This is a genomic window from Yimella sp. NH-Cas1 (assembly GCF_022359705.1).
GTDB classification, from domain to species: domain Bacteria; phylum Actinomycetota; class Actinomycetes; order Actinomycetales; family Dermatophilaceae; genus Yimella; species Yimella lutea.
Genome location: NZ_JAKSGG010000003.1, coordinates 2,700,508 through 2,726,443, shown reverse-complemented (window position 1 = coordinate 2,726,443; position 25,936 = coordinate 2,700,508). Strand labels below are relative to the sequence as shown.

Annotated in this window: 24 protein-coding genes and 1 tRNA gene; 21 read left to right on the top strand and 4 right to left on the bottom strand. The window is 67.2% G+C overall.

Features of this window, described 5'->3' with window-relative positions; translation table 11 throughout:
- Positions 1 to 14: 14 nt before the first annotated feature.
- From MF407_RS13465 to MF407_RS13435, 7 genes are all read left to right on the top strand, one after another.
- Positions 15 to 719 (top strand): class I SAM-dependent methyltransferase, encoded by a 705-nt coding sequence (locus MF407_RS13465; RefSeq protein WP_129624506.1) that lies wholly within the window; start codon positions 15 to 17, stop codon positions 717 to 719.
- Positions 716 to 2,680 (top strand): cytochrome c oxidase assembly protein, encoded by a 1,965-nt coding sequence (locus MF407_RS13460; protein WP_239702596.1) that lies wholly within the window; start codon positions 716 to 718, stop codon positions 2,678 to 2,680. Before MF407_RS13465 ends, MF407_RS13460 begins: the two co-directional genes overlap by 4 nt.
- Positions 2,680 to 3,474: a carbon-nitrogen family hydrolase gene (locus MF407_RS13455; RefSeq protein ID WP_129624338.1), complete on the top strand. Its 795-nt coding sequence runs from the start codon at positions 2,680 to 2,682 to the stop codon at positions 3,472 to 3,474. The genes MF407_RS13460 and MF407_RS13455 overlap by 1 nt, the downstream gene beginning before the upstream one ends.
- Positions 3,475 to 3,499: 25 nt before the next feature.
- Positions 3,500 to 3,706, top strand: a complete 207-nt coding sequence (locus tag MF407_RS13450) for a hypothetical protein (RefSeq protein ID WP_239702595.1) — start codon at positions 3,500 to 3,502, stop codon at positions 3,704 to 3,706.
- Positions 3,681 to 5,492, top strand: coding sequence for an NHL domain-containing thioredoxin family protein (locus tag MF407_RS13445; protein ID WP_239702594.1), 1,812 nt, complete (start codon positions 3,681 to 3,683; stop codon positions 5,490 to 5,492). The genes MF407_RS13450 and MF407_RS13445 overlap by 26 nt, the downstream gene beginning before the upstream one ends.
- Before the next feature lie 61 nt (positions 5,493 to 5,553).
- Positions 5,554 to 7,644, top strand: a complete 2,091-nt coding sequence (gene pta / locus MF407_RS13440; RefSeq protein WP_239702593.1) for a phosphate acetyltransferase — start codon at positions 5,554 to 5,556, stop codon at positions 7,642 to 7,644.
- A complete protein-coding gene (locus MF407_RS13435; protein WP_239702592.1) occupies positions 7,641 to 8,825 on the top strand; it encodes an acetate kinase in 1,185 nt (394 codons plus the stop codon). Before pta ends, MF407_RS13435 begins: the two co-directional genes overlap by 4 nt.
- Before the next feature lie 331 nt (positions 8,826 to 9,156).
- Here the strand turns inward: MF407_RS13435 and MF407_RS13430 are convergent, their stop codons facing one another.
- Positions 9,157 to 11,019 (bottom strand): acyl-CoA dehydrogenase, encoded by a 1,863-nt coding sequence (locus tag MF407_RS13430; RefSeq protein ID WP_239702591.1) that lies wholly within the window; start codon positions 11,017 to 11,019, stop codon positions 9,157 to 9,159.
- Positions 11,020 to 11,165: 146 nt separating this feature from the next.
- Between MF407_RS13430 and MF407_RS13425 the strand changes: the two genes are divergently transcribed.
- From MF407_RS13425 to aroQ, 5 genes are all read left to right on the top strand, one after another.
- Positions 11,166 to 11,666 carry a transcriptional repressor gene (locus MF407_RS13425; RefSeq protein ID WP_239702590.1) on the top strand — a complete coding sequence of 167 codons (501 nt, stop codon included), beginning with the start codon at positions 11,166 to 11,168 and terminating at the stop codon, positions 11,664 to 11,666.
- Positions 11,667 to 11,713: 47 nt separating this feature from the next.
- Positions 11,714 to 12,247, top strand: a complete 534-nt coding sequence (locus tag MF407_RS13420; protein ID WP_239702589.1) for a YbhB/YbcL family Raf kinase inhibitor-like protein — start codon at positions 11,714 to 11,716, stop codon at positions 12,245 to 12,247.
- A gap of 203 nt (positions 12,248 to 12,450) precedes the next feature.
- Positions 12,451 to 13,140 (top strand): Pr6Pr family membrane protein, encoded by a 690-nt coding sequence (locus MF407_RS13415; RefSeq protein ID WP_239702588.1) that lies wholly within the window; start codon positions 12,451 to 12,453, stop codon positions 13,138 to 13,140.
- A gap of 41 nt (positions 13,141 to 13,181) precedes the next feature.
- Positions 13,182 to 14,498 (top strand): MFS transporter, encoded by a 1,317-nt coding sequence (locus tag MF407_RS13410; RefSeq protein WP_239702587.1) that lies wholly within the window; start codon positions 13,182 to 13,184, stop codon positions 14,496 to 14,498.
- A 9-nt stretch (positions 14,499 to 14,507) separates the two neighbouring features.
- Entirely contained in the window at positions 14,508 to 14,951 is a 444-nt protein-coding gene (gene aroQ / locus MF407_RS13405; protein WP_239702586.1) for a type II 3-dehydroquinate dehydratase, read from the top strand.
- A 102-nt stretch (positions 14,952 to 15,053) separates the two neighbouring features.
- Here the strand turns inward: aroQ and MF407_RS13400 are convergent, their stop codons facing one another.
- Genes MF407_RS13400 through MF407_RS13390 form a run of 3 tightly spaced genes read right to left on the bottom strand, consistent with a single transcriptional unit; the run spans position 15,054 to position 17,328 of the window.
- Positions 15,054 to 15,902: a biotin-dependent carboxyltransferase family protein gene (locus tag MF407_RS13400; protein WP_239702585.1), complete on the bottom strand. Its 849-nt coding sequence runs from the start codon at positions 15,900 to 15,902 to the stop codon at positions 15,054 to 15,056.
- Entirely contained in the window at positions 15,899 to 16,546 is a 648-nt protein-coding gene (locus MF407_RS13395; protein WP_239702584.1) for a carboxyltransferase domain-containing protein, read from the bottom strand. Before MF407_RS13395 ends, MF407_RS13400 begins: the two co-directional genes overlap by 4 nt.
- A complete protein-coding gene (locus MF407_RS13390) occupies positions 16,543 to 17,328 on the bottom strand; it encodes a 5-oxoprolinase subunit PxpA (RefSeq protein ID WP_239702583.1) in 786 nt (261 codons plus the stop codon). The genes MF407_RS13395 and MF407_RS13390 overlap by 4 nt, the downstream gene beginning before the upstream one ends.
- A 59-nt stretch (positions 17,329 to 17,387) precedes the next feature.
- On the opposite strand from MF407_RS13390, the gene MF407_RS13385 reads away from it, so the two are divergent.
- From MF407_RS13385 to MF407_RS13345, 9 genes are all read left to right on the top strand, one after another.
- A tRNA-Gly gene (locus MF407_RS13385) sits at positions 17,388 to 17,458 on the top strand.
- Positions 17,459 to 17,629: 171 nt separating this feature from the next.
- Positions 17,630 to 18,205 carry a dCTP deaminase gene (dcd, locus tag MF407_RS13380; protein ID WP_129624321.1) on the top strand — a complete coding sequence of 192 codons (576 nt, stop codon included), beginning with the start codon at positions 17,630 to 17,632 and terminating at the stop codon, positions 18,203 to 18,205.
- On the top strand, positions 18,206 to 18,880 hold the full coding sequence (locus MF407_RS13375; protein ID WP_239702582.1) for a lysophospholipase: 675 nt from the start codon (positions 18,206 to 18,208) through the stop codon (positions 18,878 to 18,880).
- A 45-nt stretch (positions 18,881 to 18,925) separates the two neighbouring features.
- On the top strand, positions 18,926 to 20,062 hold the full coding sequence (locus tag MF407_RS13370; protein WP_239702581.1) for an ATP-binding cassette domain-containing protein: 1,137 nt from the start codon (positions 18,926 to 18,928) through the stop codon (positions 20,060 to 20,062).
- Positions 20,059 to 20,700 carry an ABC transporter permease gene (locus tag MF407_RS13365; RefSeq protein WP_239702580.1) on the top strand — a complete coding sequence of 214 codons (642 nt, stop codon included), beginning with the start codon at positions 20,059 to 20,061 and terminating at the stop codon, positions 20,698 to 20,700. The genes MF407_RS13370 and MF407_RS13365 overlap by 4 nt, the downstream gene beginning before the upstream one ends.
- Complete coding sequence (locus MF407_RS13360) at positions 20,697 to 21,437, top strand: ABC transporter permease (RefSeq protein WP_168990112.1); 741 nt, start codon at positions 20,697 to 20,699, stop codon at positions 21,435 to 21,437. The genes MF407_RS13365 and MF407_RS13360 overlap by 4 nt, the downstream gene beginning before the upstream one ends.
- Positions 21,434 to 22,366, top strand: coding sequence for an ABC transporter substrate-binding protein (locus MF407_RS13355; protein ID WP_239702579.1), 933 nt, complete (start codon positions 21,434 to 21,436; stop codon positions 22,364 to 22,366). The genes MF407_RS13360 and MF407_RS13355 overlap by 4 nt, the downstream gene beginning before the upstream one ends.
- Before the next feature lie 12 nt (positions 22,367 to 22,378).
- Positions 22,379 to 24,109: an ABC transporter ATP-binding protein gene (locus tag MF407_RS13350; protein ID WP_239702578.1), complete on the top strand. Its 1,731-nt coding sequence runs from the start codon at positions 22,379 to 22,381 to the stop codon at positions 24,107 to 24,109.
- The gene (locus MF407_RS13345) at positions 24,106 to 25,932 is read left to right on the top strand and encodes an ABC transporter ATP-binding protein (protein ID WP_275578267.1); all 1,827 of its coding nucleotides are present in this window, start codon (positions 24,106 to 24,108) and stop codon (positions 25,930 to 25,932) included. Before MF407_RS13350 ends, MF407_RS13345 begins: the two co-directional genes overlap by 4 nt.
- Positions 25,933 to 25,936: the final 4 nt, after the last annotated feature.

The window sequence follows — 25,936 nt, the reverse complement described above, 5'->3', positions numbered from 1 at the left end:
CTGAACGGGTGGGCATGATCTCGAACGACGCGGCGTCGCTGGCGATCCAGTACGACACGACCGACCGACTCGCGACCAGGGCGTCGGTGTGGCGCGACACCCCGGACGGGCGCAACCCGACAAGGGCGGCGCTCGCCGCCGTCGTGGCGGCTGAACCTGCCGACTTCCTCGAGGTCGGTTGCGGGACGGGCGAATTCGCCGCGTCCGTAAGCGATGCTCTTCCGAACACTCATGTCGTCGCGACCGACCGTTCTCGAACGATGGCGCTCGCCACCGCTCGACACGGTGTCCTGACCCAGGTCGCCGAGGCCGCGGATCTGCCGTTCGACGACGCGTCCTTCGATGTGGTGTACGCCGGTTGGATGCTCTACCACGTGCCCGATCTGGACGCCGCGCTCAGGCAGGTGCGCCGGGTGCTTCGACCAGGCGGCGCTTTCGTCGCGGTCACGAACGGTGACCAGCACCTGGCCGACCTGCTGACGCAGGCCGGGGGAGAGCCGCTGATCAGCCGGTTCAGCTCCGAGAACGGCGCGGACGTGCTGCGTCGCCACTTCGCCGCCGTCGAGCGGGAGGACTTCGACACTCGGGCGGTTTTCGCCGATCACGCTGCGGCCCACGCCTACCTGTGCACCTTCCAGCCCGCGCTCGCCGACGCGCTGCCGCCCTTCGGGGGCGAGCGAACCTACTGCGGCGCCTCGACCGTGTTCGTCGCTCGATGACCAACCGCGTCCTCACCCCGTTCGCCGCAGCGGTCGCGCTGACTGTCTGCACCGTCGCCGTCCTCGCCGGTGGGGCTGCGAACCCGCTCGAACTCCTCGACCCCGGCCCGTTGGTGCGATGGGGGCTGCCGCTCACCCGCACCGTTCACGACCTTGCCGCCGCGCTCACCATCGGTGCCCTGTTGCTCGGCGGCCTCCTCGTGCCGGAGACCACGAGTTCACGCCGGCGGGTCATCGCCGGGCGGGTCGCGGCCTGGAGTGCACTGGCCTGGGGTCTGGCCGGCGTCGCCCGTGCCGTGCTGGCGTACGGCGACGCTGCCGGTGTCCCGGTCGGCTCCGAGGGATTCTGGACGGGCGCCTGGAAGTTCACCTGGGATCTCGAGGTGCTGCGCGCCCCGGCCATCACCGCCGTCGGTGCCCTGTCGGTCAGCGCCTGGTGCTTCCTCAATCCCCGCCGCAACGGACTCGCATGGGCCTTTTTCGGTGCTCTCCTCGCACTGTGGCCGCTCGCGCTCTCCGGCCACGCCGCCGGTAGCGCCGACCACGAGACCGGCGTCGACTCGCTCGCCGTCCACCTGCTGTCGGTGACGATCTGGGTCGGCGGGATCGCCGCGATCACGGTGATGTGGAACACCCTCGGCAAATCAGCAAGCGTCGTTCTGCAACGGTTCTCCTCCATCGCACTGTGGTGCTACGTCGGCGTCGCCGGGTCGGGGGTCCTGGCTGCACTCCTGCGGCTGCGCTCGCTGTCCGATCTCGGCAGTGCGTACGGCGTCCTGCTCCTGCTCAAGGTGGGTGCGCTGGTCGCACTCGGCGTCATCGGTGCCCGCCAGCGCTCAGCGGTCGTCGAGCGGCTGAAGAAGGACCTGCAGGACAAACCGGCCCGCTCGCTCGCCGTCCGGCTGGCGTCGGTCGAGGTGGTCATCATGGCCGTCGCGATCGGGTTGGCGACAGCGCTCGCCCGTACTGCACCGCCGCTGGTCCAGGAGGAGTCCGCCGACCCCGTCGTCGCGCTGACCGGCTACCCGGCACCGCCGCAGATCAGCGCCGCCGAGATCTTCGGATCGTGGCGCACGCAGTGGCTGTTCACCTCGGTCGCCGTCGTCGCCGTCCTCGTCTACCTGCGCTGGGTGCGCCGCCTGCAGCAGCGCGGCGACAAGTGGCCGATCGACCGCACGATCTCCTGGTGTTTCGGCTGGGCGCTGTTCGTGTTCATGATCAGCGGCGGGCCCGGCATCTACGGACGCGTGATGTTCTCGGCACACATGGCCGAACACATGATGCTGTCGATGGTCGTGCCGATCTTCCTGGTGCGCGGAGCCGGCGTCACGCTCGCACTGCGTGCGCTGCCCAAGCGCAAGGACAAGACCCTCGGCCCGCGTGAACTGCTGCTCGCCTCGGTGCACTCCCGGGTGCTCAACGTCGTCGCAAACCCGGCCATCATCGCAACGATCGTGCTCGGCACGCTGATTCTCTTCTATTACACCGGCTGGTTCGAGTTCGCGCTCACCACCCACACCGGGCACCTGACGATGATCATCCACTTCGTGCTGTCCGGTTACCTGTTCGCGTGGTCGCTGGTGGGCATCGACCCCGGGCCAGGTAAGTGGCCGGCGCCGATCCGGTTGCTCGTCCTGTTGGTCACCGTCGCCTTCCACGCCTTCTTCGGCGTGGCCTTGATGACCGGCACCGACCTGCTCGCCGGCGACTTCTTCACCCGGGTCGGACTGTCCTACGTGCCCGACCCGCTGCTGGACCAGCAGCGCGCGGGTACCGTCGCCTGGGGTGTCGGTGAGGTGCCGACGCTGGTGCTGACGATGCTCATCGCGTTCGAGTGGTACCGCACCGACAGTCGGGATGCCGAGCGTCAGGAGCGCAAGGCCGAGCGGGACGGCGACTCCGACCTGAACGCCTACAACGACTACCTGGCCGGCCTGGGCCGGGGCCGAGGAGGCAGCTGATGAAGGTAGCGCTGATCCAGTTGGCGTACGACGACAACGAGCCGAATGCCGAGCGGATCGATCGCGTGGTCGACCTCGTCGAGAAGCAGCGTGGACACGATCTGGTCATGCTGCCCGAACTCTGGTCGGCCGGCGGTTTCGACTACCGGGCGTGGTCAGGCGCAGCCCAGGCGACGGACGGCGTTGTCGCACAGCGGCTCTCGGACGCAGCGCGCTCGATCGGCGCGTACCTGCACGGGGGGTCCATCGTCGAGCGTCCGGCGGACGGCTCCACCGGTGCCGAGGGCAAAGACCTGTGGAACACGTCGCTGATCTTCGGCCGCGACGGGCGGACCCTCGCGACCTACCGCAAGATCCACCGCTTCGGGTTCGCCGGCGGCGAGCCGAAGCTGATGGAGGCGGGAGAGGACCTGGTGACCGTGGAGATCGACGGCACCAGGGCCGGCCTCAGCACCTGCTACGACCTGCGCTTCCCCGAGCTGTACCGGCAGTACGGCGACCGCGACGTCGAACTGTCGTTGATTCCGGCGGCGTGGCCGATGGCGCGGGTCGAGCATTGGCGAGTCCTGTTGCGCGCCAGGGCGATCGAGAACCAGACCTTTGTGCTGGCCTGCAACACAGCGGGCACCCACGCCAAGACCGAGATGGGTGGACACTCGGCAGTCATCGACCCCAACGGCGTTGTGCTGGCCGAAGCGGGGGAGGGTGAAGAGGTGCTCCGAGCAGAGATCGACCCCTCGCTCGTCGCCCAGCAGCGCGAGTCCTTCCCGGTTCTGCGGGACCGTCGCCTGTGAGCAGTCGCGCGGCCAGCCCGTCGCCATGCTGATCGACCGCCGGCGGGCCGGCCTGATCGTGCGCGACAAGGACTGGGCGGCACTCGGCACGAACGAGATCGTCCGCATGATGAACTCGCGCATGGGCGGCGAGATCGTCGCCCCGTTCAGGACGACGCAGTTCGGGCCGCCCACGTCCCGAGTGCTCTCGGTGCGAGACTGGCGACATGGTCGACCGGTTGCGTGCCCCTGAACTTCGAGGCCGGCGGTGGCTGAACACCGGCGGCGAGGAACTCTCACTCGGCGGTCTGCGCGGCCGAATCGTCGTTCTGGACTTCTGGACCTTCTGTTGCGTGAACTGCCTGCACGTCCTGGACGAACTGCGTCCGCTCGAGCAGGAGTTCGCCGACTCGCTGGTGATCATCGGCGTGCACTCGCCCAAGTTCGAGCACGAAGGGCGACCTGAAGCCGTCGAGGCCGCCGTCGAGCGGTACGCCGTCCATCACCCGGTGCTCGATGATCCCGACCTGGTGACGTGGGATGCGTACACGGCTCGTGCCTGGCCGACGCTGGTCGTCATCGACCCGGAGGGCTACATCGTCGGACAGATGTCGGGTGAGGGTCATGGACCGGGCATCGCCTCGCTGGTCCGTGAACTGATCAGCGAGCACAGCGCGAGGGGCACTCTGCGGCGAGGAGATTCACCGTACGTCCCGCCGAGCTCGGACTCGACGCAGTTCAGGTTCCCGGGGAAGGCCGTCCCGCTGGGTGACGGCGGCTTCGTCGTCAGCGACACTGCGCACCACCAGATCGTGCTCCTGGAATCGGACCTGCGGACCGAACGGGCACGATTCGGTGGGCCGGAGGTCTTCGAAGAACCGCAAGGCGTCTGTGTGCTCCCACCGGACGCGGCCGAACGGCTCGGCTACGACCTGCTGGTCGCGGACACGGTGAACCACCGAATTGCCTCGATCCGGTTGTCCGACGGGCGGATTCGCACTGAGGCGGGTACGGGTGAGCAGCTGCGTGAGCGTTCCGGAGGCGGTGCTGCGCACAAGCAGCCGCTGTCCTCGCCGTGGGACATCGTCTGGTGGCTCGACCGCGCGGTGATCGCAATGGCCGGTACCCATCAGCTGTGGGCGCTGCACCTCGCGACCGAACCTGAGAACAACACGGTCGCGGTCCTGGCCGGGACGAGCGCCGAAGGCCTGCGTGACGGTGCGGCGGACGAAGCGTGGCTCGCGCAACCGTCCGGCCTGGCTGTGAGTGCATCCGGCGACCGGGTCTGGATCGCCGACTCCGAGACGTCTGCGCTGCGTTCGATCGTGCTCGACGACAACGGTTTCCGTCTCGAGACGCACATCGGGGAGGGTCTGTTCGACTTCGGGTTCGTGGACGGTGTTCGTTCGCAGGCGCGCATGCAACACCCGCTCGGCGTCGCCGAGGCGGCGGACGGCACCGTGCTGGTCGCCGATACCTACAACGGCGCGATCCGCCGGTTCGACCCTGTGACGCAGGTGCTGAGCACGGCGCTCACCGGGCTGAGCGAACCCAGCGACGTGCTGCCTCTGGACGACGGTCTGATCGTCGTCGAGTCGTCGGCCCATCGCGTCGATCGGATGCGTCTGCCGGCAACCGCTGCGGCCGAGGGCGGCGCCGGACGAGTGCGTCGGTCTGCGACGCAGATCGCGCCGGGCGCAGTCGAACTCGTCGTGCATTTCGAGCCGCCGGCCGGGCAGAAACTGGACGACCGGTACGGCGATCCGACGATGCTGATGGTGTCCTCGACCCCGGATTCGCTGATCCGGTCCGGCGGTGGTCGGGCGACCGGTCTCGCCCGTGCGCTCGATCTCGACAGTTCCGTCGGAGACGGTGTGCTGCACATCAGCGTGCGCGCCGCGTCGTGCGACGCATCCGGGCCCGACGGGGAGGTGCCCGAGCACGCCGCCTGTCACCTGTACCAGCAGGACTGGGGTATTCCGGTGCGGTTGGAGGCCGGTGCGGACGCGGTGCTCGACCTGGATCTGCGCGGGGTCTGATCGTGACGTCGAACGCTCGCCCGGTCGGACGGGATGACAGCGCGCACATAGACTCAGGGGCATGGCTCGAAGCGTCTTCGTGACCTCCGCCGAGGGACAGGCAGGCAAGTCCACCGTCGCCCTCGGACTCCTTCAATTGCTGGCCCGCGAGGCCGGCTCGGTCGGGATCTTCCGACCCGTGACCGCGACCCTCGGCGAGCGTGACCCGATCGTCGAACTGATGCTCACCCAGGCCGGTGGCCACCAGTCCTACGAGTCGGCCATCGGCGTCGGGTACGAGGAGACGCACGGCGATGAGGAGGAGGCGCTGACCCGGATCGTCGAACGCTTTCACGCCCTCGGCGCCGAGCATGACGTCGTCCTCGTGCTGGGTAGCGACTTCCACGACGTGTCGCCGGGAGCGGAGGCGTCGTTCAACGCGATGATCGCCGCGAATCTGGGCACACCGGTCGTGCTGGTGGTGCCGGCGTTCGCCCGGTCGGCGGTCGATGTCGTGACTGCCGCCGAACTCGCCGTCGAGGAACTGCGCACGCGGCACGCCAATCCCGTTGCGGTCGTGGTCAACCGGGCCGACGATGCACGAGCCGACGACATCCGCAACCGCTTCGAGACGTCCAAGCGGCTGGACGGCTTGGCACTCGCCGGCATCCTGCCGGAGAACCCCCTGCTGGACGCCCCGACCGTCGGCGACCTGATGAACGCGTGTCGCGGCGACCTCGTCCAGGGAAACTCGGAGTGGCTGCACCGCGAGGCCCAGGGCTTCCTCGTGGCCGCGATGTCGATGCCGAACGTGCTCACCAGGCTCGTCGACGACGTCACCGTCATCGCTCCCGGCGACCGCTACGACATCCTTCCCGGCCTCGTCCTGGCCCACCAGTCGGGCACGTTCCCGGCGCTGTCGTCGATCGTTCTCACCGGCGGATACACGCCCCCGTCCAGCGTCATCCAGTTGATCGAGGGTGCGCACCTCGAACTCCCGATCATCGTCACCGAACTCGACACCTTCGAGACGACCGCGGTGCTGTCGCGGGTGACGGGGCGCATGCGTCCCGAAGCGAAGGCGAAGGTCGAGGCGGCCCTGCGTAACTTCGCCGATCACGCCGACGCGCAGACCCTGCTGGACTGCATGAAGCTGGGCACCAGCGCAGCCGTCACCCCCTTGATGTTCGGCCACCGGCTGATGGATCGCGCACGCGCGCAGCGCATGCACATCGTGTTGCCGGAGGGAGACGATCCCCGCGTTCTCGAAGCGGCGGACGCGGTATTGCGGCGTGGCATCGCCGACCTGACGATCCTCGGCGACGAGCTGAAGATTCGCTCGCTCGCATCGTCCATCGGTGCCGATCTCAGCGGCGCGAACCTGTTGTCCCCCAACGACCCTCGCCTGGTCGAGGAGTTCGCCACCGAGTACGCGCGGCTGCGGGCGCACAAGAACATCTCGATCGAGCAGGCTCGCGAGACGGTGACGGACGTGTCTTACTTCGGCACCATGATGGTGCACCTCGGCAAGGCCGACGGCATGGTCAGCGGCGCCGCGCACACGACGGCACACACCATCAAGCCGTCCTTCGAGATCATCAAGACGGTGCCGGGCACGAACGTCGTCTCCAGTGTGTTCCTGATGTGCCTTGCCGACGAGGTGCTGGTCTACGGCGACTGCGCAGTCAATCCCGACCCGACCGCCGAACAGCTCGCCGACATCGCGATCTCCTCCGCACGCACCGCACAACAGTTCGACATCGCGCCGCGCGTGGCGATGCTGTCGTACAGCACCGGAAGCTCCGGTCACGGCGCCGACGTGGACAAGGTGCGGCAGGCGACCGCGCTGGTCCACGAGCGTGAACCCGAGCTGCTGGTCGAGGGCCCGATCCAGTACGACGCGGCGGTCGAGCCCTCCGTCGCGAAGTCGAAGATGCCCGACTCCCCGGTCGCCGGTCAGGCCAGCGTGCTGATCTTCCCCGACCTCAATACCGGCAACAACACCTACAAGGCTGTCCAACGCAGCGCCGGTGCGATCGCGATCGGTCCGGTGTTGCAGGGCCTGAACAAGCCGGTCAACGACCTGTCCCGCGGCGCGCTGGTCGACGACATCATCAACACGGTGGCGATCACCGCCATCCAGGCACAGTCACTGCAGCAGGGGATCTCATGAGCAACGTTCTCGTCCTCAACGCCGGCTCGTCGTCGCTGAAGTACCAACTGGTCGACCCCGAGACCGGCGAGGCGTCGGCGAAGGGACTCATCGAGCGGGTCGGTACCGACAAGGGACATCTCAAGCACGAATCCGGTGACCACAAGGACGAGCGGGACGTCGAGGTGCCCGACCATTCGGCCGCGGTGACGGTCATGCAGGACGCGATGGAACGGGGTGGCACACCGCTCACCCCCGACTCGGTGATCGCGGTCGGTCACCGCGTCGTCCACGGTGGACGCAACTTCACCGAACCGACGCTCATCGACGACGGCGTGGAGTCCGAGATCGATCGTGTCGCAGTACTCGCCCCGCTGCACAACCCCGCGGGACTGGCCGGAATCCGCAGTGCCCGCAAGGTTTTTCCCGACCTGCCGCACGTCGCAGTGTTCGACACGGCCTTCTTCTCCGACTTGCCGGCCGCCGCCGCGACGTACGCCATCGACCGTGATCTCGCGCGTGAGCACGCGATTCGCCGGTACGGCTTCCACGGCACCTCGCACGAATACGTCTCGCAGCAGGTGTCCTCGCTGCTGGGTCGCGACGACCTGAAACAGATCGTGTTGCACCTCGGTAATGGCGCGAGCATCTCGGCGGTCGATTCCGGCCGTGCCGTCGAGACCTCAATGGGTCTGACCCCCCTGGAGGGTCTTGTGATGGGTACCCGAAGTGGTGACCTCGACCCGGGAATCCTGTTGCACCTCAGTCGCGTTGCAGACCTTGACACACAGGGGCTCGACGACCTGCTGAACAAGAAGTCCGGCATCTACGGCCTCGGCGGTCACCGCGACTTCCGCGACCTGAAGCAGGCGAAGGACGACGGGGACGAGGCTGCGACGCTGGCGTTCGACGTCTACGTCCACCGTCTGGTGAAGTACGTGGGTGCCTATGCCGCGGTGCTCGGTGGCCTGGACGCCATCACCTTCACCGCCGGTGTCGGTGAGAACTCGCCCACGATCAGGGCTGCTGCGCTGGAGCAACTCGGCTTCCTCGGAGTGCGTCTGGACGAGCAGAAGAACAGTTCACGTGATGGTGGCGCCCGCAGGATCGATGACGGCGCCGGTCGAGTCGCGGTTCTGGTGGTGCCCACGAACGAGGAATGGGCCATCGCACGACACGCAGCCGAGGTCGCCGTCCGCTGACCGAACTCCCACCTACTCGCCCGGACTCACAGCTGTTGCGTGCGCGGCGCGAAACGTCGACTTGTTTCGAGCCGAGCGCGCAACAGTTGCGCACTCGGGGTCGGGGTCGCGTCGATGAGCAGAAGCCGTCGCCCCGAAAAACAGCGCTGGCCGCGACGGGCTATCCGACGTCGCGACCAGCGGTGTCAGATGAATCTATCCCACGCCGCCACGAAACGGGTGCACGACGCCAACTGTGTTGATAGTGGAGACACCGAGAACAACGGTGGCCGACCCATCGAGAGGGGTCAACCACCGTTGACGTGCAGAGGTACTCAGCTCGCGATCGGGCTCAGAACGCTTCTTCCGGCAGTTCCATCAGCGACAGGTCGGTTGCTTCCAGCATGGCCTTCTCCGCGCTCAGACGTGGCAGCACGTTGGCCGCGAAGAACTTCGCCGCCGCCACCTTGCCCGTGTAGAACGCCTGGTCCTTGCCGGCGTCCCCGGCGTCCAGACGGGCCTGTGCGACCTCGGCCTGGCGCAGCAGCAGCCAGCCGATGACGAGGTCACCGGCAGCGAGCAGGAAGCGGGTGGTGTTGAGGCCGACCTTGTAAATCGACTTCGGGTCGCCGTCCTCACTCATCGAACCCATCGCGGTCATGGCGAGGTTCTCGACCATGCCCTGGACGTCCTCGATCGCCTTGCCGAGGTGGTCACGCTCACCGCGCAGCTTGTCGTCGCCCGCGCCGCCCTTGGCGGTCTGCAGCATCTGCTCGGCCAGTGCGCCGAGAGCGACGAACTGGTCCTTGAGGATCTTGCGGAACAGGAAGTCCTGACCCTGGATGGCCGTCGTGCCCTCGTACAGCGTGTCGATCTTCGCGTCGCGGATGTACTGCTCGATCGGGTACTCCTGCAGGAAGCCCGAGCCGCCGAACGTCTGCAGCGATTCGGTGCCCAGCAGCACCCACGCACGCTCCGAACCGACACCCTTGACGATCGGCAGCAGCAGGTCGTTGAGACGCGCGGCCATCTGCGCCGGGGTACCGTCCGCCGGGATCTCGCTGCCGGTGGCCAGGAACTCCTGATCGACGATGTCCTGCTGGGTCGCGGTGAACAGCACCAGCGCCCGCAGACCCTCCGCGTACGCCTTCTGAAGCATCAGCGAGCGGCGGACGTCGGGGTGGTGGGTGATGGTGACGCGTGGGGCGTCCTTCTGCGGCGTGGTCATGTCGGCGCCCTGGACACGCTGCTTGGCGTAATCGAGCGCGTTGAGGTAGCCGGTCGACAAGGTGGCGATCGCCTTGGTGCCCACCAGCATTCGCGCGTGCTCGATGACACGGAACATCTGCGCGATGCCGTCGTGCTCGTCGCCCAGCAGGGTGCCGACGGCGGGTGCGCCGTCGCCGAAGGTGAGCTCGCAGGTGGTCGACACCTTCAGGCCCATTTTCTTCTCGACGTTGGTCGTGTAGACGCCGTTGCGCTCGCCGAGCTCACCGGTCTCCAGGTCGACCTGGTACTTCGGGACGATGAACAGCGACAGTCCCTTGGTGCCCGGGCCGTGACCCTCGGGGCGCGCGAGCACGAAGTGGATGACGTTGTCGGTCATGTCCGACTCGCCGGAGGTGATGAAGCGCTTCACGCCGGTGATGTGCCAGGTGCCGTCGTCCTGCTGCACGGCCTTGGCGCGCCCGGCACCGACGTCCGAACCGGCGTCCGGCTCGGTGAGCACCATCGTGCAGTGCCAGCCCTTTTCGACGATGTGAGTGGCGAGCTTCTTCTGCTCGTCGGTACCGAGCAGGTACAGCAGCTTGCCGAAGGCGTAGCCGGCGGCGAACATCGCGATGGCGGGGTTCGATCCCAGCACCATCTCGTTCAACGCCCACTTCAGGCTCGGCGGAGCGACGGTGCCGCCCAGTTCCTCGTTCACGTCGACGCTCCAGAAACCGGAGTCCTGGTAGGTCTTGTAGCTCTTGGCGAACGACTCGGGCATGGTGACCGACTTGGTCTCCGGGTCGTAGACCGGCGGGTTGCGGTCGGCGTCCACGAACGACGAGGCCAGGTCGGTCTCGGCCAGGCGAGCGACCTCCTTGATCATCTCGCGGGCGGTGTCGGCGTCGAGGTCGGCGTACGGTCCGGTGCCGAGCACCTCATCGCGACCGAGCACCTCGAAGAGGTTGAACTCGATGTCGCGGACGTTGCTCTTGTAGTGCGTCAACGTGTGGCTCCTGTTCAAGCGCAGCGCTTGCCATCGCGCTAGTTACTGGGCAGTAAGGTCATTGTGCTACCCGCCAGTAACGAATGACAACCGGGGGTCCGGTGAATTCCTGGTGTGTCCCGCACGGCGGCTGACACCATGGGCTCATGCAGTCGCAACCCGCTACTCAGGTCGACGCCGCGGTTGCGGCTGTGCGAGCTCAGGGCGAACGCATCACAACGGCCCGGCGCGCGGTCCTGGAGGCGCTCGCCGACCGGCCGCACATGGACGCGGACGCCGTCGCCGGACGCGTCGGGGAACGGCATCCCGGCGTCCACCGCGCCACGATCTATCGCTGTCTGCAGTCGCTCGTCGACCTCGGAGTCATCGCGCACACCCACGTGCCCGACTCGGCGACGATCTACCACCTGGCGGTCTCCGGCCACAGCCACTCGCACCTGCAGTGCGCCGGCTGTCAGCGGATGTTCGACGTCCCGGTCGCTTGGCTCGCCGAGCTCAGCGCTCGCGCCGACCGCGAACTCGGCTTCACGCTCGACGCCGGACACGCTGCGTTGCTCGGCCGCTGTGCCGACTGCCGCGAGCCCGGCGCGCCGAGTGGCCGGGCTGTGAACGAGCGTCCGGGGTATGGCCCGGCCACCAATTCATAGCCCGGCCACTCGGCGTCGGGGCGGGTGCGTGGGGCACAGTGGGGGACATGAGTTCCCTCGAGCGCAAGCAGCCCCCGAACCCCTACGACTTCCTTCCCGCGCTGCCCTCCTTCGAGGTCCGCAGCGACGACGTGACCGACGGTCAGCCGCTCAAGGCCGACCAGGTGCAGGCGCAGGGCGACACCTCGCCGCAGCTGTCCTGGTCCGGAGACCCTGAGGGCACCAAGTCGTACGTCGTCACCTGCTTCGACCCGGACGCCCCGACGCCGTCCGGCTACTGGCACTGGGTGCTCGTCGATGTGCCCGCCGACGTCACCTCGCTCGACACGGGCGCCGGCGCGGAGGGCGCGTCGCTGCCCGGCGCGGCATTCATGCTGAAGAACGACGGCGGCACCGTCGCGTACGCCGGGGCGGCACCGCCTGAGGGCGACGTCTTCCCTCACCGCTACTACTTCGCCGTCCACGCGGTGGGCGAGGAGTCGCTGGGCATCGACGCGGACGCGTCCCCGGCGGTCTGCTCGTTCAACCTGGCTTTCAAGGCGATCGGCCGCGGCTTCATCCACGGCACCTACCAGGCCTGAGCCACCCACTGGTCACCGATCGGCCACCCGCCCGCGAATGGGGTGGGTGGCCGATCCGCTTCAGACCCGGGACCCCAGGATCGCGTTCCGGCGCGCCAACCGGTGCTCGCGCCTGATCTGCGCCTCGCGGGGTTCTCCTCCAGCACGGTGAGGATCAGTTTGATCCCGAACTTCAGGTGACATCCGGCCTAGCATTGCCGTTCATGGCCTCATCCCTGTCTGTTCGTCGCGCTCATGCGGTGGTGGCGATCGTCTCCTGGTTGTCGGTGCTGCTCGTCGCGATCGTCTCGGCCGCGGACGGTTTCGCCGCGCGCACGGTGGTCGAAGGCAACCTGTTCGGCACGCACACGTCCGGAATCGCCGGAGCGCCCGGCCGGATCGGCGACACCTTCAGCTACTTCACCGTCTGGTCGAATGTCGTTGTCGCGGTTGCCTTCACGCTGCTCGCGCTGCGGCCCGGGGTCGACTCGTTGCTGCACCGGGTGTTGCTGCTGGACGCGTTGCTGATGATCACGATCACGACCATCGTCTACTGGGCGATGCTCGCGGCGAACGACACTTGGCAGGGCTGGTCGGTGATCACCAGCCCGCTGCAGCACCTCGTGGTCGGTGTTCTCGCCGTCGGCGTCTGGGCGACCTACGGCCCGCGCGGTTGGTTGAGCTTCCGGCTGCTGCCGTGGGCGTTGGTCGTCCCGTTGATCTGGATCGTGTGGACGCTGTTGCGCGGACGGGTGATCGACGCCTACCCGTACGACTTCACCGACGTCTCGACTCTCGGATACGCCCGGGTGGCAACCACTCTCGCGGCGATCCTGGCGATCGGCCTTCTCATCGCGGCGATCTACTGCCGTATCGATCGGGCCCTCGAACGTAGATCTCCGAAGCGCGCATAAACGATTCGCTTTCGAAGCAGCGGTGCTGCGACCATTCCTCGGTGAGCAGCACCGTCAACACCGGACACACCGACTTGCGCGCCTTCTGGCGCGACCTGCCGCGCGAGGGCAAATGGCTGCTGTCGACGACGGCGATCCAACTGCTCGGCCGCGGTCTCACTTTGCCGTTCACGATCATCTATCTGCACGAGATCAAGGACGTCAGTCTCGACCTCGCGGGCACCCTGATGGCGTGGATCGCGGTCATCGGGGTGGTGGCCACCGGGCCGGGCGGCTGGGCGACCGACCGTTTCGGCGCCCGCGTCGTGTCGGTCTTCGGCTCGGCCTGCAACATGGCCGGCCTGTTCGTGCTGGCGTTTGCGCACACCGTGCCGTTCTTCTTCCTCGCGATGTCGTTGATCGGCATCTCGGGCATCACCTGGCCGGCGTTCAACTCGCTCATCGCGGCGATCGTCAGCGGGCCGGCGCGGCAGACCTATTTCGGGATCAGCTTCGCGTTGGTCAACCTGGGTATCGGGGTCGGTGGGCTGATCTCCGGGGCGTTCATCGACGTCCATCGACCTTCGACGTTCACCACCATCTACGTGCTCGACGCGCTCGCGATGCTGATCCCGATCGGTCTGCTGCTCGGACCACTTCGGCACGTGCGCACCCAGGTCGAGCCGACGCAGGAGACCGCCGGCGGGCGCACCTCGTACCTGTCCATCGTCCGCACACCGGCGATGAAGTGGCTGTTGCTGCTCACCTTCCTCGGCAGCTTCGTCGGCTACGGCCAGATCGAAGCGGGGTTCAGCGCGTACTCCCGTGAGGTCGGTGAGGTCAGCACCCGCGTCATCGGCTGGGCGTTCGCGGTGAACACCGTGGTGATCGTCGTGGCGCAGATGCTCGTGCTACGGCGCATCGCCGGACACCGACGCACGCGTGTCCTGCTGGTCATGGCCGTGGTCTGGGCGTGCGCCTGGACGTTGCTCGGTTCGTCCGGACTGCTACCCGCCTCGGCGTACGCCGTCTTCGCGGTCATCGCCTTCCACTTCGTCTTCGGGTTCGGCGAGACACTGCTGCAGCCGACCATCCCCGCGATCACCAATGACCTCGCTCCCGACCACCTGCGCGGCCGTTTCAATGCGATTTCTTCCGGCGCCTTTCAGGCAGGCGCAGTCGCCGGGCCGGTCGCGGCAGGGTTCCTGCTGCGGCACCACTGGAACGTCCAGTACATCGTCGTGTTGCTGGTCGGCTGTGCGGCGATGGCCTGGTCGGCGCTCGCCCTGGAGCGTCGGATCTCCCTGCAGGTCAACGGCATCGTCCCGCCGATCAAGGACCCTGGCGTCGTCGGTGACGGCGCCGTCCACTCGGTCTAGTCTCGTGCCATGAGTGACGTCCTGCTGGTGCTCAACGGGCCCAACCTCAACCTGCTCGGTCAGCGCGACCCGCAGCAGTACGGCACCACGACCCTCGCCGACATCGAGGCGTCCGTCCGTGAGCGTGCCGGTGAACACGGCCTGGACGTCGACTTCCGGCAGAGCAACCACGAGGGCGAACTCGTCGACTGGATCCAGCAGTCGCGGACGTCGGCGGCGGGCATCGTCATCAACCCTGCCGCGTACACGCACACCTCGGTCGCGATCAGGGACGCCCTGGAGATCGTCACCTGCCCGGTGGTCGAGGTGCACCTGTCGAACATCCACCAGCGAGAGTCCTTCCGACACCACTCCTACGTGTCGGCGGTGGCGCACGGTGTCATCGCCGGACTCGGCGCGCACGGCTACGTCCTGGCCGTGGACGCTGTGGCAACCCTGCGCGCCCACCCCTGACCCGAAAGTCCGCAGAACGCACGTCAGCTCGCCATGTCTGCGGACACTCGGACGTCGGCTGTCCGCAGGTCGCGCGGGTCGACCCGTCGGTTCTGCGGACTTTCAGAGGGTGAAGTGGACGGTGTCGCCGGGGCGCAGTTGAGCGAGCCGGTCGGTGTCGGCGTCCCTCACGACCGCGATGACCGGGTAGCCGCCGGTGGTCGGGTGGTCGGCGAGAAAGACGACGGGCTGACCGTTCGGAGGCACCTGGATCGCGCCGCGCACCATGCCCTCGCTGGCGAGTTCACCGCAGCGGCTGCGCTCGAGCGGCGGTCCTTCCAGGCGGACGCCCACCCGATCGAGATCGCTGCTGGTCGTCCACTTCTGCTGCAGCAGAATGCGCACTGCGTCGTCGGTGAACCAGTCGTCCCGTGGACCGAGCAGGACGCGGACGGTCACCGGATTCGTCCAGGCGTACTGACCCGGGAAGGGTTGCGGCACAGCCGAGTCGGGCGCATCTGCGACCGGCAATCGGCGGCCGGATTGGAGTGGTTCCGGTCCGATGTTCGCAGTCGGTGAGGTGCTGCGACTGCCGAGTGTTCGGGGTTCGTCGATGCCGCCTCGGACGCCGACGTAGGTGCGTAACCCCGCGACCGGAGTACCGATTCGCAGGCGATCGCCCTCCTGCAGCAGGAAGGCTTCGCCGAACGGCATCGCGCGGTCGTCAGAGGTGACGGAAGCGGGTGCACCGGTGACGGCGACGACGACCGGCTCCTCGGCGAGCAGGACGGCGTTGCCCATCAGGAGTTCGAGTCCACAGGCTCCGTCCGGATTGCCGACCAGCCGGTTGGCCAGAGTGAGTGCTCCTCGGTCTGCGGCGCCGCCGGTCGGTACGCCGACGTCGGCGTATCCGGGACGACCGAGGTCCTGGACGGTGGCCTGCGCACCGACGGACTCGACGATCAAGGTCACGGCATCACCTCGAAGCGCACTCGGACGCCCGCTCGGAACAGCCCGGGCGGATCGCGGTCCACGTCCCAGATCGGCAGGTCGGTGCCCCCGATCAGTTGCCAGCCGCCCGGGGACGCGCTCGGGTACACCGCACTCCACCGTCCGGCGAGGGCCACTGCGCCGGCGGGGATACGCGTACGAGGTGAGTCGAGCCGCGGGATCTCGACATCGTCCAGCGGCGAGCCCACTGGCTCGCGCACGAGATAACCGAATCCCGGTGCGAATCCGGTGAAGTCGACCAGCCAGGGAGTTGCGGTGTGCCACTCGACGAGTTCGGTGGGCCTGACCCCGAGCTGATGGGCGAGTGCTTGTAGGTCCGCACCGTCGTAGTGGACCGGCACGGTTACTTCGCCCGATGACTGGTCTTCGACGCAAGCGGCACCGACTTCGAGGCTGTGCAGCGCAGTCTCGACCGAGCCGCGATGTCGGGGGTCACGCAGGCGAACCAACACCGTCCGCGCCGCCGGAACATGCTCGATGATCTCGTCGGCCAACCGGCCGGCGGCGATCTCGGCGCGAAGTGCTGCATCGAAGTCGCGGCGCTCGCGGTCGTCGTCGAGATCGACCAGGATCGCGCGGTCGCCGCACGGCAGGAGCCGGATCATCGGACGAACGGGCGCAGGTCGACACCGGCCTCGGTGAGGGCTGCGCGCACCCGGGTCGCGATCTCGACCGCACCGGGGGAGTCGCCGTGCACGCAGACCGACTCGGCGGTGACGCCGATCTCCGTGCCGTCGTTCGCGGTCACCCGCCCCCGGGTGGCCATCCGGACGACACGCTCCGCGATCTCTTCCGGATCATGCAGGACAGCCCCCGGCTGGGAGCGGGGAACGAGAGTCCCCTGCGGGGTGTACGCGCGGTCGGCGAACGTCTCGGTGACCGCCCGCAGACCTTCGCCCTCCGCGATGCGCAGCACCACCGACCCCGGCAGCCCCATGATCGGCAGGCTCGTCTGCTCGCAATTGCGGTATGTCGCAACCGCGTCCACGACGGCCCGTGCTTGTGCTTCGTCGTGGACGACCGCGTTGTAGAGGGCTCCATGCGGCTTCACATAGGCGACCCGTCCGCCGACCGACCGCGCCAGGCCGTCCAGGGCGCCGATCTGGAACAGCACGTCGGCCATCAGTTCGGCCGGAGCGATGTCGATGAACCTGCGCCCGAATCCGGCGAGGTCGCGGTATCCCACCTGTGCGCCGATCACAACATCTGCGTCGACGGCCTGCTGACAGGTGCGCAGCAAGGTGGCCGGGTCGCCGGCATGGAAACCGCAGGCGATGTTCGCGGAGGTGATGACACCGAGCATCGCCTTGTCGTCGCCAAGAGTCCACCGGCCGAAGGACTCACCGAGGTCGGCGTTGAGGTCGATCGAGGTCACGGGTGAGGTCATGGCCGAATCCTCCCTCAGCGGCGCAGGTGGAAGGGGCTAGAATCCTTCGAGCACGACCCGCGAGTGTAGTTCAATGGTAGAACATCAGCTTCCCAAGCTGAATACGCGAGTTCGATTCTCGTCACTCGCTCTCGACATCGATTCCGTTGCAGGGCAACGGGATTTGTCGTTTCCTGATGCAGTTGTCGAATGCCTCGGTCGCTCAGGTAGCTCGGTCTCGATCGCGGCGCTCGTCTGTGGTTCGCACCTGGTCGACCGTCGTCGCGATCCCTTGATTCCGCGTGTTGGGTAAGTTGGGCGCGTGCTCCTCTCCGATCGCGACATCCTGGCCCAGATCGACGCCGGCCGCGTCGTCCTCGACCCGTGGGACACAGGGATGGTGCAGCCGTCCAGCGTCGACATCCGGCTCGACAAGTTCTTCCGGTTGTTCGACAACCACAAGTACCCCTACATCGACCCCAGCGAGGAGCAGGACGAGCTGACCCGGCTGGTCGAGTCCGAGCCGGACGAGCCCTTCGTGTTGCACCCCGGTGAGTTCGTTCTCGGCTCCACCTTCGAGACGATCACGCTGCCCGACGATGTCGCCGCCCGTGTCGAGGGCAAGTCGAGCCTGGGGCGTCTCGGTCTGCTCACACACGCCACCGCCGGCTTCGTCGACCCGGGGTTCAGCGGCCACGTGACTCTCGAACTCAGCAACGTCGCGACTCTGCCGATCAAGCTGTGGCCCGGGATGAAGATCGGTCAGTTGTGCTTCTTCCAGCTGTCGAGCCCGGCCGAAAATCCTTATGGCAGTGAGAAATACGGCTCGCACTACCAGGGTCAGCGTGGACCGACGGCCAGCCGGTCGTACAAAAACTTCCACCGCACGCAGGTCTAGGTGGAGCGACGGGAGATCGGCCCGGGTCTCGGTCGCGCCAGGCCGAGGCTGATCCTTCCCGACCGACGTGCGACCGAGCCCCGGGGCGTCGTGCTGATGCTGCACGGCGGCGACGTGGAGGGGGTCGAGGCGCGCAGCACGTTCGACCCATCACCGCTGCCGGTGCGGGTGGCCGCAGCCGGGATCGCCCGCCGTCGACCAGACCTGGCAGTCGTCCGGCTCCTCAATGCCGTCGGAGGCTGGAACGATCGGGTGATGTCCCCGGTCGCCGATGCGCAATGGGCACTCATGCGTATCGGACAGCTCTATCCCGACCTTCCGGTCGCGGTCGTCGGTCACTCGATGGGCGGCCGCACCGCGTTCGAACTCGTGGACGAGGCGGACGTCCGGGCGGTCATCGGCCTGGCACCGTGGTTGGCCGACGGGTATGACGAGAAGCGTTTCCTCGGCACTCCCGTAATGGTCGTGCACGGACGCCTCGACAATGTCACCGACCCGGACGCGTCCGCAGACCTGGTCCGTCGCATCCGCATCGGCGGCGGCAGCGCGACGTACCGCAGCGTGGGCGACTGGCACACGCTGATGTTCCGGCCGGCCGGCTGGCACCGCGAGGTCGCTTCTTTCCTGCACCACTACCTGGTGGGCGACGGCGGCGACCAGCCCAGGAATGCGTAGGCGCGCAACAGTTCCGGACGCGGCCACAGCGGTTAGGTTGGCTGAATGATCCGCTTCGAGCAGGTGGTGAAGTCGTTCGGCGACAAGAACATCGCCGTCGACCACCTTGACCTGGAAGCCCCCACGGGCAAGATCACCTGCCTCGTCGGCCCGTCCGGCTGCGGCAAGACGACCACGCTGCGCATGATCAATCGGATGATCGAACCCACCTCGGGCACCATTACGATCGACGACCGCAACATCGCCGACGTCGCCGCTCCCGAACTTCGCCGCGGCATCGGGTACGTCATTCAGCACGGCGGGCTGTTCCCGCACCAGACGGTGTTGGAGAACGTCGGCACCGTGCCGAAACTACTCGGCTGGGACAAGCAGAAGATTCACAATCGTAGCCGCGAGGTGCTCGAACTCGTCGGTCTGCCAGGCGATTTCGCCGACCGGTATCCGTCGCAGCTGTCCGGTGGGCAGCAGCAGCGCGTCGGCGTGGCCCGGGCGCTGGCCGCTGATCCGCCGGTGATGCTGATGGACGAACCGTTCAGTGCCGTCGACCCGATGGTCCGCGACCAGCTGCAGGACGAGTTCCTTCGGCTGCAGGACGAACTCGACAAGACGATCGTCTTCGTGACCCACGACATCGACGAGGCGATGAAGCTCGGCGACAACGTCGCCGTGATGCGCGTGGGCGGCAAACTCGCCCAGATGGCTTCGCCGGAGTACCTGCTCGCCCACCCGATCGACGATTTCGTCGCGGACTTCGTGGGACGCGACCGCGGGTACCGGTCACTCAGCTTCCAGAACTCCCCGCGGTTCCCACTGATGAGCGAACCCACCGTCGAACTCGGTGCCACCGTCGAGCAGGCACGTGCCGCGACGAACGACCGCTGGCTGCTCGTGGTCGAAGACGGCAAACCGCAGGGGTGGATCGAACCGGCGCGTATTCAGAGCGCCATCGAACCCTCCATGCTGCACCGTGGTGGCACCGTCGCCCGCTCGGGCGGCCCGCTGCGCACCAGTCTGGACGCCGCACTGTCCTCGCCGTCTCGCCGCGGCATCATCGTCGACGACGACGGACGTCTGGTCGGCACCGTCCGCGCCTACGAGGTGCTGCGCGCGATCGAGGAAACCGATCGTGTCGAGGTCGACCGGGACGACGTCGCGCCGGAACACGCGAACGGCCGCACGTGAACTACGCCCTCGACAACTGGTCCGACATCCTGCATCGGGCGTGGCAGCACACGCTGCTCGCCGGGATTCCGCTCGTGCTCGGACTCCTGATCGCACTGCCGCTCGGTTGGCTCGCGCACAGCCGTCCGCGCTGGCGCAATGTGCTGGTGGCCGGGTCCGGTCTGCTGTACACGATCCCGTCCCTGGCACTGTTCATCGTGATGCCGATCATTCTGGGCACCAAGATCCTGTCCGCGTGGAATGTCATCGCCGCGATGACGATCTACACCGTTGCACTGCTCGTCCGCACCGTCACCGACGCGCTCGACGCCGTCCCGTCGACGGTGACACAGGCGGCGACGGCCATGGGGATGACGCGGCTCAAGCGACTGTTCAAGGTCGACCTGCCGCTGGCGACGCCGGTCATCTCCTCCGGCATGCGGGTCGCGGCGGTCAGCAATGTCAGCATCGTCAGCGTGGCCTCGCTGATCGGCGTACCCCAACTCGGGTACTACCTCACCAACGGCTACCAGCGTCAGTACTGGGACGAGATCTTCGTCGGGATCGTCGCCTGCCTGGTGCTCGCGCTCGTCTTCGACGCAGTGATCCAGTTGATCGCCCGGCTGCTCACTCCCTGGCAACGGGTGGTGACGCGATGATTCTGGAGAAGGTCTGGCAGTGGTTGACCGACGGCGTCAACTGGTCAGGGCCCAATGGCATCCCGATGCGGTTGCAGGAACACGTCATCTACAGCCTCATCACCGTGTTGATCGCTGCTGCGATCGCCATTCCGCTCGGCACCTGGATCGCCCACACCGGCAAGGGGAAGTGGCTGGTCACGGCCGCGAACGCAGCCCGTGCGGTCCCGTCCCTGGGTCTGCTGTTCGTGGCCGCCATGTTCGCCGGCCCGCGCCTGAGCGGCGACCTCGCCTACACCGCCCCGTCGATCGTCGTCCTGGTCATCCTCGCCATCCCCCCGATCGTCGCCGGCGCGTACGCCGGCGTCAGTGAGGTCGATCCTGCGGCCCGGGACGCCGCCAAGGGCATGGGTATGACCGGCGGGCAGGTCTTCACCCGGGTCGAACTGCCGAACGCGCTTCCGTTGATCTTCTCCGGTCTGCGCAGCGCCACTTTGCAGGTGATTGCCACCGCGACCATCGCTGCTGCGGTCTCGCTCGGCGGCCTCGGCCGCTACCTCATCGACGGCCTGGCGCAGAGCAAGTACGAGGTGATGGTCGGCGGATCGTTGCTGGTCGCACTGCTCGCCCTCGCCGTCGACCTGCTCTTCGCGCTGATCCAGCGCACGGTCGTCTCGCCCGGTCTCACCGGCCGCTCCGGACGACGATCGGCCCGTTCGCAACGCAAGGCCCTCGAAGCCACAGGGAGTGCCCGATGACCACACGTACGTTCCGCCGACGCGCCGCGCTGAGCGCCGCCCTCGTCCTCTCGCTGTCGGGGTGTGGGCTGTCCGGTGACGCGCTCGACTCCGGTTCCGGCGGTGGTGACTGCAAGGTCGAGAAGCCCAAGGAGGCACCGGTCAAGGTCGGTTCGGCCGACTTCCCCGAGTCCTCGCTGATCGCCGAGGTGTACGCGGGGGCCCTGCAAGCCAAGGGGATTCGCGCTTCTACCACTGACCCGATCGGTGCGCGTGAGGCCTACCTCAAGGCGCTCGGGGACGGTTCGGTGCAGGTGGTGCCGGAGTACACCGGCTCGTTGTTGACCTTCGTCGACGAGAACTCGAAGGAGAAGGACCCGCAGGAGGTGTACGCCGCTCTGCTGACCTCGCTGCCGTGCAACCAACTCGCGTTGCAGCCCTCCCGTGCCGAGGACTCCAACGAGATGGTGGTCACCAAGGCCACCGCCGACAAATGGCAACTGAAGACCATCTCCGATCTGGCCAAGCACGCGAACGAGATCACGATCGCCGCGCCCTCGGAGTTCCAGGGCCGTGAGCAGGGACTGCTGGGGCTGAAGCGCACCTACAACCTGACCCCGAAGTCGTTCCGCCCGCTCGCCTCGGCCGCTGTCGTGGAGGCGCTGAAGAACAACCAGGCGCAGGCAGGCAACATCTTCTCCACCGACCCGTCCATCAAGGTCAACAATTTCGTCGTGCTCCAGGACGACAAGAAGCTGTTCGGCGCCGACCAGGTCGTGCCGCTGGTGGCCAAGTCCGCAGCCACGCCCAAGATGCAGGTGGCCCTCAACGCGGTCTCGGCCAAGCTCACCACCGACAAGCTGGCCGAGATGCTGAAGCAGGTCGTCGTCGACAAGAAGAGCGCGAAGGCTGTCGCGAAAACCTTCCTGCAGGCCGAGGGGTTGGCCTGACAGAGTAGGTGGGTGCTCTCCCGTCTCGTCATCGCTCACCTGAAGCGGTATCCGCGCCTGACCGGCGCCCTCGTCCTGCTGCAGTTGCTGAGCGTCGCGGCCTCGCTCTACCTGCCTTCGCTCAACGCCGACGTCATTGACAAGGGGGTCACCGTCGGCGACACCGGATACATCTGGCGTACGGGCGGCTGGATGCTGCTGGTGTCGTTGGTACAGGTGTTCGCCGCCATCGGGGCGGCCTATGTCGCAGCGAAGCTGGCGATGTTCTACGGGCGCGACACCCGGGGTTCGTTGTTCGCGCGGGTCGGTGAGTTCTCGGCTCGTGAGGTGAACCGTTTCGGGGCGCCCACCCTCATCACTCGGGGCACCAACGACGTCCAGCAGGTGCAGATGGTGGTGCTGATGGGCGCCACGCTGATGATCGCCGCGCCGATCATGATGATCGGCGGCGTGGTGATGGCGTTGCAGGAATCAGTGTCGTTGTCCTGGCTCATCGTGGTCGCGGTGATCGTCCTCGGCGTCACGATCTCGTTGATCATCCGGCAACTCGTGCCCGGCTTCCGGCAGGTGCAGGTCAAGCTCGACGGCGTCAACCGGATCCTGCGCGAGCACCTGTCCGGCGTCCGGGTGATCCGTGCGTTCACCCGTGAGCGCTTCGAGCAGCAACGCTTCACCGAGGCCAACGAAGACCTCACCGGGTTGCTGATCCGCACCGGGCGGCTGATGTCGGCGCTGTTCCCCGTTGTGTTCCTGGTGATGAACCTGTCGACCACCGCGGTGTGGTGGTTCGGTGGTCATCAGGTCGGCGACGGGTCCCTGCAGATCGGTGCCCTGACGGCCTACATGACCTACCTGATGCAGATTCTGATGGCGGTCATGATGGCCACCTTCATGTTCATGATGATCCCGCGTGCGTCGGTGTCGGCCGAGCGCATCGTGGAGGTGCTCGACACGGAGCCGTCGGTGATGCCGCCGGCGAACCCGCTGACGCCGGACGATGGCCGTGGTGTGGTCGAGTTGCGTGACGTCTCGATGTCCTACCCCGGTGCGGATGTCCCTGTGCTGCAGGATGTTTCGGTGCGCGGCACTCCCGGCCAAACGATCGCGATCATCGGCGCGACCGGATCGGGCAAGACGACGCTGCTGTCACTGATCGCCCGGTTGTTCGACGCGACCTCGGGTGAGGTGCTGGTGGACGACGTCGACGTGCGGGAGCTCGACCCGCAACTGCTGTGGGGACGCATCGGCATCGTCCCGCAGAAGGCGTACCTGTTCACCGGCACCGTCGCGTCCAACCTTCGGTACGGCGACCCGGACGCGTCCGACGAGCAACTGTGGGAAGCGCTGCGCATCGCGCAGGCGGCCGACTTCGTGCAGGAACTCGACGGCGGGCTCGACGCACCGGTCAGCCAGGGCGGCACCAACTTCTCCGGCGGCCAACGGCAGCGGCTGTGCATCGCGCGCGCCCTGGTCAGCCGGGCCAACATCTACCTGTTCGACGACAGCTTCTCCGCGCTCGACCTGCGCACCGACCGCGCCCTTCGAACCGCGCTCGCGCCGTACGTGCGAAACAGCACGGTCTTCCTTGTCGCCCAACGGGTTTCGACCATCCGGGAGGCGGATCAGATCATCGTGCTGGAGGACGGCCGAGTGGTCGGGCACGGACGTCACGAGGAGTTGTTGCGTGACTGTACCGAGTACCAGGAGATCTGCGCCTCGCAGCGGATCGAGGACGCGGCATGAGCACCCGGACCACCAAGTCGCCCATGCGCCGCGGCCACGGCCCGTCGATGGGCATCGGTATGGCCGAGAAGACGATGAACTTCAAGGGTTCGTCCAAGCGGCTGCTGGGCCGGCTGCGTCCGCATCGCCTCACGCTCATCCTGGTGCTCGCACTCACCGTCGTCGCGGTGGTGCTGTCGGTGATCGCGCCGCGTGTGCTCGGTGCGGCCGTCGATGAGATCTACGACGGTGTGATCGGTCGCCGCTCGGTCGACTTCGACGAGGTCGGACGCATCCTCGCGATCGTCGTCGGTCTGTACGTGGTCGCCGCGGCGGCCCAACTGGTGCAGGGGTTCCTGCTGGCGAAGGTCGTCCAGCGCACCGTCCAGCGGCTGCGCGACGACGTCGAGGCCAAGGTCAACCGTCTGCCGCTGGCATACCTGGACGGCCAGCCACGGGGTGAGATGTTGTCGCGGGTCACCAACGACATCGACAACGTCGGACAGTCGATGCAGCAGTCGATCAGTCAGCTGTTGTTCAACGGCCTCACCGTGATCGGCGTCGTCGTGATGATGGTGTCGATCTCGTGGTGGCTGACGATCGTCGCCGTGCTCGCGGTGCCGGTCGTGATGGTTGTGACCGCGAAGGTGATGAAGAAGTCGCAGGGGCTGTTCGTGCAGCAGTGGCAGCACACTGGCGAGCTCAACGCCCAGATCGAGGAGACGTTCTCCGCACACGATCTGGTGAAGGTCTTCGGGCGCGGCCCGCAGGTGCAGGCGGCGTTCAGGGCTAAGAACGACGAACTCACGAACGTCAGCTGGCGGGCGCAGTTCGTCAGCGGACTGGTCATGCCGATCATGATGTTCGTCGGCAACCTGCAGTACGTCATCGTCTGTGTGCTCGGTGGGGTGCAGGTGGCGAACGGCGGGATGTCGCTCGGTCAGGTCACTGCGTTCATCCAGTACTCCCGGCAGTTCACCCAACCGATCACCCAACTCGCGTCGATGGTCAACCTGTTGCAGTCGGGTGTTGCTTCCGCGGAGCGGGTGTTCGAGGTGCTGGACGCCCCCGAGGAGCCCGCCGACGCCGCCGGCCGACTGTCGCCGGCGCGGGGAAAGGTGACCTTCGAGGACGTTTCGTTCTCCTACGGCGAGGAGCCTCTCATCGAGCACCTCGACCTCGAGGTGGAGCCCGGTCAGACGGTCGCGATCGTCGGACCCACCGGCGCCGGAAAGACCACGTTGGTCAACCTGCTGATGCGTTTCTACGACATCGACTCCGGACGAATCACGCTGGACGGCAGGGATATCCGCGACGTCCCGCGTACCGACCTGCGCTCACGGATCGGGATGGTGCTGCAGGACACCTGGCTGTTCCACGGCACCATCGGCGAGAACATCGCCTACGGCAACCCGAACGCGACCGAGGCGGACGTGCTCGAAGCGGCGCAAGCCACCTTCGTCGACCGGTTCGTGCACTCCCTGCCCGACGGCTACGACACCGTGGTCGACGAGGACGGCACCAATGTCTCCACCGGTGAGCGACAGCTGATCACGATCGCCCGGGCGTTCGTCGCCGATCCGGCACTGCTGATCCTGGACGAGGCCACCTCATCGGTCGACACCCGCACCGAGGTGCTCGTGCAGCACGCCATGGCGGCCCTGCGCGCGAACCGCACCAGCTTCGTGATCGCCCACCGTCTGTCGACGATCCGGGACGCCGACGTGATCCTGGTGATGGACCGAGGACGCATCGTCGAGACGGGGGACCACGAGCGACTGTTGGCACTGGGCGGGGTCTACAGCGACCTGTACGCATCCCAGTTCGAAGGCGTCGCAACCTGATCGG